The 779-nt window shown below is 46.6% G+C and carries 1 protein-coding gene; it reads right to left on the bottom strand.

Annotated elements, in window-relative coordinates:
* On the bottom strand, window positions 1–779 hold a 779-nt coding region (locus tag AC1DCV_RS35715; RefSeq protein WP_477027673.1), incomplete at both ends, for an Ig-like domain-containing protein.

Here is a 779-nt window from a genome sequence, read left to right as displayed (position 1 = left end):
GTAAACGGTGCATTGACAATGGCCGCAGTGGTAGACAACGTTACTGTTGGATGTACCGTGTTTACGAATATGCCTGTGGTATTGCCGATATTATTCAAGAGGAGCGCAGCATTATTATTAGCTTCGTCTCTAATGGTAGCGCCATTCAGTGACATACTAGTACCAAGCGTGATGCCGTCCAGATCCAGGTCGCCATTCTGTACGGTGTAACTGAAGGATAAATTCTGTGTACCGGTGCCTCCTGTGTAAATCGCTGAAACATTTGTTCCGCCTATGTTTACACTAATCGATGGCACCCCGCCAGTAGTATTAACGAGCACGTTTTCACTGTACGCTACTGTAAAGCTCAACACACTGCCGGCTTTATAATAACCATTCGCAGGTACACTTACCTGTGTTACTACCGGCGCCGTCACATCTGCTGTTACACTAATCGTGTTGCTCGCAGTGTTACCGTTGCCACCAATATTCACCGCTACATCTGCCGGCAATGAAACGTCGACAGCTCCATCAGTTATCGGTGTGATGACGATGGTATAAGTAATGTTGTCGGTGGTTTGCGGCGCAGCTGCTGTAGCGTTAGTCAACGTAAAGTCTCCGGTTGTAAGACCATTTACCACTTCGCTGAATACAGCAGTTACAGTAAACGGTGCATTGACAATGGCCGCAGTGGTAGACAACGTTACTGTTGGATGTACCGTGTTTACGAATATGCCTGTGGTATTGCCGATATTATTCAAGAGGAGCGCAGCATTATTATTAGCTTCGTCTCTAATGGT

The organism is Chitinophaga sp. 10T418 (assembly GCF_056394125.1).
Note: the sequence above shows the minus strand (reverse complement) of the source record. Positions and strands in the feature narration are given on the sequence as shown.